Raw genomic sequence first — 6773 nt, 5'->3', positions numbered from 1 at the left:
CCACATCCCTCAAAAACGTCAGGATATCGATGTCTTTAGTCCAGTCGTAGTTATTAACCACTTCTGCACTGTTAGTGAGATTATTAAAGTCAATAAAGGCAGAGACCTGCTCCTTGAGGCGTTCAACCCAATGGTTAATTGTATCCAAGGTGTTGAGCTTACGTTCTTGCGACTTAAAACTGGGATCACCAATCATACCCGTCGCACCCCCTACCAAGGCTAAGGGTTTGTGCCCCGCTTGCTGAAAGCGGCGCAGCACCAATAATGGTACCAAGCTACCAATGTGCAGGCTGTCAGCCGTGGGATCAAAACCACAGTAAAGCACTCGTGATTGCTGTAAATGCTGAGCAAGATCTTCGGGCGAGGTCATTTGGTTAACCAGTCCACGCATTGTTAAATCGGCAAGTAAGTTGGTATCTACAGCAGTCATTGTCAGTCGCTTTGTTGTGCAATCATTTGTGGGGAAGAGTCCAGCCGCGAGTGTGCGTTGGAAAAAAGCACATTCTAGCTCGATTTAGGGGTAATAGAAAAGCGCTCGAGTGCCGCTAAACTGATAGGACTTGCCGCAAAACAAGCTATTCTTGCCGGACAAGCGTGTTATCATAGCACTCTTACGTTATTTTCCTAATTAAATTTCTCATATTATTCCTTATGACAGCTGTTTCAAAAATTCTTAAACACTTCCCTAAATCATATTTAATCATCCTTACTCTGCTTTGCTTGGTGATGCTAGTTATTGGACTTTGGCACGATTTCAGTGACCCCAATGACCTAAGCACCACCAGCAAGAACCTCGACCTGAGTTCAAAGATTACCAACCAAACAACTCAAAATTCATCTGAACCGGAACTTCAAATAGAATCTGAAAAGTGGCGTTCGGCCACAGTGGGAAGTGGTGATAGCCTTAGCACATTATTCAAGCGGGTTGGCTTAACTTCTAAAGACGTTTATCAAGTCACCCTAGCAACCAAAAAAACAAAAGCATTGGGCACACTTTTTCCAGGGGACACGTTGGAATTTTTAATCACTGCTGGGCAATTACAAAAAGTACGCCACGTTAAAAGCCCATTACAAAAAATCATTATCACACGTCAAACAGCAGGTTATTACAAAGTCGATACTATTATTCGTGAGCCAGAAATAGAATCCCGCTTCATTCAAGGCTCCATCAGCAATTCACTATTCGTTGATGGCCAGCAGGCTGGTCTGAGCGAAAAGAAACTCATGCAATTGGCAAGTATTTTTGGCTGGGACATTGACTTCGCTTTGGATATTAGAAAAGAGGATTATTTCGCCGTCATTTATGAGGAAAATTACCTCGATAATAAATTAATTGGCGAGGGTAATATTGTGGCCGCTCAGTTTGTCAATCGAGGTGAAATATTTGATGCTATACGCCATAGTGATGGCAACTATTATTCACCCAAAGGCTATAGCATGCGCAAAGCCTTCTTGCGCAGTCCAGTTGATTTCTTTCGTATAAGTTCTAAGTACAACCCTAAACGCCTACACCCTGTTTTGAAAACAATTCGTCCTCATCGAGGTGTTGACTATGCCGCTGCCCCAGGCACTCCAATAAAAGCATCAGGTGATGGCAAAGTGATCTGGCGAGGAACCAAAGGTGGATATGGGCGTACGGTGATCTTACAACATGCGGGTATCTACACCACTTTGTATGCTCACATGTCTAAATACAATCGCAAGGTGAAAAAAGGCAGTCGTGTTAAACAAGGGCAAATTATTGGCTATATCGGCTCTTCTGGCCTAGCCACCGGGCCCCATTTACATTATGAGTTTAGAGCCAATGGTGTGCATAAAAACCCACTTAAAGTAAAGTTTCCTAAAATAGAACCTCTTAACAAAACAGAGATGACCGCATTCAAGCCAATGGCTCGTGCTATTTTATCCCAGCTTGAGGCATACCAATTGGGAACACCATTAGCTTCCAATTAACAGGTTAAATGGAAAAGCTAGATCCACATCCACAGGTCGTGGTGGCATTGGGATTGGTGACCGAAAATTGTGAGCCTTGCAAGCTCTCTTTATAGTCCACCGTAGCTCCCATAAGATACTGAATCGACATAGCATCCACCACCATGGTGACTTCGCCATTTTCAATTTGTGTATCATCCTCTGCGACTTTATCATCAAAAGTAAAACCGTAAGAAAATCCAGAACAGCCGCCGCCCGTCACGTAAACTCGTAATCGTAAGTCCTGATTGTCCTCGTCTTCCATGAGGTGAGAGACCTTTTTGGCTGCAGAATCAGTAAACCCCATGGCTGGTGGCATAGCTTCGGCATAATCGTGTTCTACTGGTGATGACATAATGCTCTCTTCGACATTTTAACGGCAATATTATGCGCTTAACCAAGTAAATTAGTCAAGTATTAACACGGCCTACCTAACGGTATCAGTGAGGCCTAATTAAGGCGCCAGGGGCACACTATTTAAACCTGCAGTTTCTTCAAGCCCCAACATCAAGTTCATATTGTGAATAGCCTGTCCCGCCGCTCCTTTAACAAGGTTATCGATGGCTGACAAGATCACCAGAGTATCTTCCCCTTGAGGTTGATGCAAAGCAATGCGGCACATATTTGAACCTCGTACACTGCGAGTTTCTGGATGACTCCCAAGGGGCATAACATCGACAAATGGATGTTCTGAATAACGCGCTTCAAAGCGAGCCTGAATCGATTCAAGAGATTCATGTTGAGTCAACAAACGTGCATATAAGGTGGCGTGAATACCCCGAATCATGGGCACCAAATGGGGCACAAAGGTCAAGCCTACCGCCCCTCCGTTAGCGACTGAGATCCGTTCTTTTATTTCGGGTAGATGCCGATGACCAGCCACTCCATAAGCCTTAAAATTATCACCTGCTTCGCACAACAAACTACCCACGGCGGCCCCACGTCCTGCGCCACTCACACCTGATTTACAATCTGCCACAAGGTGCTGCGTATCAATTAGACCTTGTTCTATTAAAGGTAACAAACCTAACTGCACGGCTGTTGGATAACAGCCTGGGTTAGCCACTAGACTGGCATTCTTGATAGCCACTTTATTCACTTCTGGTAATCCATAAACTGCCTGTGCTACTAATTTGGGGCAGCTATGTGACATCCCATACCAATGGGACCAAACATCAATATCTTGAATCCGAAAGTCTGCAGCTAAATCAATGACTTTAGCACCCGCAGCTAGCAAATCAGGGACTTGCTTCATGGCAACACCATTAGGAGTCGCAAAAAAAACTAGGTCGGCTTGCGCCAAGGTTTCTGTTGCCGGTTCAGTAAAAGCAAGATCATACTCGCCACGCAGACTGGGGTAGACCTCAGCGACTGCCTTGCCTGCTTCTGATCGAGAGGTAATCGCACACACCTCAATGCTAGGGTGACGCGCTAAAAGTCGCAGTAATTCAACACCTGTATATCCAGTACCACCTACAATGGCTACTTTTTTCACTTTCACTTCCTTTCTTTTTTAGAGAACAATGCTAACGCCCATGATAATAGACCCAGCAGAAAAGCTAAAGAGGGCAAGGTAATATTCACCATACTGATATTAGTCAGCATGATGAATGTAAGGTAAACTGCATACAGTGCTACTCGTATTGATAACAATAAACAACTGCATTAACGGGTCTTATTTATGGTCAACTTAAAACAAAAATTAGCCTTACGCCTCAATCCTATGCGCTTTGGGGCCAGCCATTTTCGCCGTCGCCTCGCCTACAATGATGCCTTACCGCAAATCAGCTTTCTTGGGTTTGTCAGCGGTGTAGCGGCAGCTCTTGTCATTGTTGCCTTTCGCAGTTTATTTGAAATACCCCTTGAACATTGGCTCCCTGGTGGCACTGCTGAAAGCTTTGAAAACTTAGACCCTATTTGGTATTTTTTTCTGCCTGTGATCGGTGGCTTATTAATTGGCCTTTGGCTCATGCTATTCGCCCCTGGTGAGCGCAAAGCAGGAGTGGCCCATGTGATGGATCGTATGGCCTATCACCAAGCAAAAATGCCCATTAAAAACACCATAGTACAATTTATCGGTGGCTCACTCGCCATCCTAACAGGCCAGTCTGCAGGACGAGAAGGCCCTGCTGTGCACCTAGGATCAGCTGTGAGCTCACAACTAGCCAGCGCTTTTCATCTGCCCAACAACAGTGTGCGTCTCATGGTAGGTTGTGGCACAGCAGGGGCTATTGCCGCTTCATTTAACACGCCCATGGCAGGTGTAATTTTTGCCATGGAAGTGGTCATGCTGGAATACAGCATTATGGGTTTTACCCCCGTCATTATTGCTGCTGTTACCGCAACCCTTTTACATAACAATTTGTATGGTGCCGAGATGGCATTTATGGCACCTGACATTAGCATGGCCGATATGCGCGAGATGCCACTCATTTTAGTTTATGGGGTGGTGCTTGGGGCCATGGCCGCACTGTTTACCAAAACGGTCACCAGCATACAAAATTTTGCATCTCAACCGGTGCTCGCTCGCATGCTGGTCGCTGGCACTTTCACGGGGGCACTTGCCTACTTTGTGCCTCAGGTAATGGGCATGGGCACCGATAGTATTCTTATGGCGATTGAGGGACAGTATGCCATAGGCTTGCTGGTGGCTCTTGCTTTTGCCAAATTATTTGCCACCGCTATAAGCGTGGGTTTAGGCATGCCGATTGGCTTAATTGGCCCCACCCTTTTGATGGGCGCTTGTGCCGGCTCTGCCCTGGGTCATGTCAGTGGTTACATATTAGATGGACCCACTTCTGATGCTGGGTTTTACGCTATGCTGGGCATGGGGGCTATGATGAGCGCTGTCTTGCAAGCCCCCTTGGCTGCCTTGATTGGGCTCATGGAATTAACCCACAATCCGGGCATCATTTTACCTGGCATGGCCACCATTGTTATCGCCAATATCAGTTGTAGTTATTTTTTCAAACAAGACTCTGTATTTGTTGAGGTGTTGCGCAAACAGGGTTTGGATTATCAAGCTAATCCAATCACTCAGGCGCTCAATCATCAAGGGGTGATCAGTTTAATGCATGATGATGTCAGCCATCACTACGACGATGATATAGCTGGCTATCTTTCAGTCGCAGATATAGGTGTCAGTTGGCTCATTATTAACAATCGTGATGATCAGGTTGATCACGTTTTGCATCAAAGCCAAATCCATCTAGACCAGAGTTCCTCCATGGGTCTTATTGAAGGGGCTGGATCACCAACTGTCGCCTTTGGATTTTGTTCATCTCGAGCCACGCTCAAAGAAGCTTGGGATTTATGTAAAAAGCGTGATTATAAACAGCTTCTCATCACCGATGTTGACGGCAGCATCATGGGCGTCTTGCCCGTGGAAGAAATTGTAAAATACATGCAAAAGGATTAGCAGCCTTTGGTGTTTTCAGGCGATAATGTGGGGTCAATTTTTTCCTTTATTGAGAATTACTTATGCCGTCCAGCCAAACCCCTATTTCTGCCCAATTATTCGAAGCGGCACAAGAGCGCATTCCGGGTGGGGTTAATTCTCCAGTACGGGCTTTTAAAGGCGTAGGAGGACACCCCCTATTTATAAAAAGAGGGTCTGGCGCCTGGATCACCGATGAAGACGATCGCCAGTATGTTGATTACATTTGCTCTTGGGGACCTATGATTTTAGGACATGCGCATCCAAGAGTGCTCGCTGCAGTAGCCAAAAGCATTGAAAATGGCTTGGGTTTTGGCGCCCCCACTCGAGTTGAAACAGCGATGGCCGATAAACTTTGCAGCCTATTACCTCACATGGATATGGTACGCATGGTCAGTTCTGGCACTGAAGCCACCATGAGCGCCATTCGGCTTGCTCGGGGTCATACGGGGCGCGACAAAATTGTAAAGTTTGAAGGTTGCTACCATGGTCACTCTGATTCATTATTAGTCAAAGCGGGTTCTGGTGCTCTCACTCTGGGCGTCCCTAGCTCCCCGGGGGTGCCCGACAGCATTGCCCAACATACCATAACCCTTAGCTACAATGACCTTGAGAGTGTGAAACACACTTTTGCTACTATGGGTCACGAAATAGCCTGCATTATTGTAGAGCCAGTGGCTGGTAATATGAACCTTGTGGTGCCAGAAGAAGGCTTCTTACAATGTTTACGGGATGCGTGTGATGCCAGCGGCGCTCTTTTAATCTTTGACGAAGTAATGACTGGCTTTCGTGTTGGCCCCCAATGTGCTCAAGGACTTTATAACATCGCACCAGACCTAACCACGTTAGGCAAAGTCATTGGTGGTGGTATGCCAGTGGCAGCCTTTGGTGGTAAAAGTGAGGTGATGCACTCACTCTCTCCATTAGGTCCAGTCTATCAAGCAGGCACACTATCAGGTAATCCAGTCGCCATGAGCGCAGGCTTAATCATGCTCGATGAAGTGAGCCAGCCTGGTTTTTATGAGCAACTAACCGACTACACCAGCAGACTTTTGTCAGGTATGAAAGAACGAGCTAGTGCGGCCAAGGTAGACTTCCACACCAACCAAGTAGGAGGCATGTTTGGACTGTTTTTTACGGACCAAACGCAAGTAACTTGCTTTACCGAAACTATGGCTTGTGATGCACAAAAATTTAGCCGCTTTTTTCACTTAATGCTACAGCATGGTGTCTACTTAGCACCTTCAGCATTTGAGGCCGGATTTGTTTCTACTGCCCATGGAGAAAAAGAACTGATGCACACACTTGATGCAGCCGAAAGAGCTTTTGCGCAACTTTAATTGATGTTGAGCTTTAGTTACCTGTC

General features: G+C 46.1%; 6 protein-coding genes (1 of these 6 running past the window's edge). 3 read left to right on the top strand and 3 right to left on the bottom strand.

What is annotated here, in order from left to right; all coding sequences use genetic code 11:
* Positions 1–430, bottom strand: partial view of a tyrosine--tRNA ligase gene (tyrS, locus tag ABXT59_RS01420; protein ID WP_443637214.1) — the 5' end (the start) only. 854 nt of this gene lie to the left of the window's left edge; only the first 430 of its 1284 coding nucleotides appear in the window; its start codon is at positions 428–430; its stop codon lies beyond the left edge, outside the window.
* A gap of 221 nt (positions 431–651) precedes the next feature.
* Here tyrS and ABXT59_RS01415 point away from each other — a divergent pair, with 221 nt between their 5' ends.
* The gene (locus tag ABXT59_RS01415) at positions 652–1953 is read left to right on the top strand and encodes an OapA family protein (RefSeq protein WP_443637213.1); all 1302 of its coding nucleotides are present in this window, start codon (positions 652–654) and stop codon (positions 1951–1953) included.
* A gap of 4 nt (positions 1954–1957) precedes the next feature.
* Here ABXT59_RS01415 and erpA read toward each other — a convergent pair whose 3' ends face one another.
* Positions 1958–2326 (bottom strand): iron-sulfur cluster insertion protein ErpA, encoded by a 369-nt coding sequence (gene erpA / locus ABXT59_RS01410; protein ID WP_443637211.1) that lies wholly within the window; start codon positions 2324–2326, stop codon positions 1958–1960.
* A gap of 99 nt (positions 2327–2425) precedes the next feature.
* On the bottom strand, positions 2426–3466 hold the full coding sequence (gene argC / locus ABXT59_RS01405) for an N-acetyl-gamma-glutamyl-phosphate reductase (RefSeq protein WP_443637210.1): 1041 nt from the start codon (positions 3464–3466) through the stop codon (positions 2426–2428).
* 186 nt (positions 3467–3652) lie between these two features.
* Here argC and ABXT59_RS01400 point away from each other — a divergent pair, with 186 nt between their 5' ends.
* Both ABXT59_RS01400 and hemL read left to right on the top strand, forming a co-directional pair.
* A complete protein-coding gene (locus ABXT59_RS01400) occupies positions 3653–5389 on the top strand; it encodes a chloride channel protein (RefSeq protein WP_443637209.1) in 1737 nt (578 codons plus the stop codon).
* Between the two features lie 62 nt (positions 5390–5451).
* Positions 5452–6747 (top strand): glutamate-1-semialdehyde 2,1-aminomutase, encoded by a 1296-nt coding sequence (hemL, locus tag ABXT59_RS01395; RefSeq protein ID WP_443637208.1) that lies wholly within the window; start codon positions 5452–5454, stop codon positions 6745–6747.
* Positions 6748–6773 lie beyond the last annotated feature (26 nt).

Origin of the sequence: Candidatus Njordibacter sp. Uisw_058 (genome assembly GCF_047730065.1) — a bacterium.
GTDB lineage: Bacteria > Pseudomonadota > Gammaproteobacteria > Pseudomonadales > Balneatricaceae > Njordibacter.
This window is presented reverse-complemented; position numbering and strand designations above follow the sequence as displayed.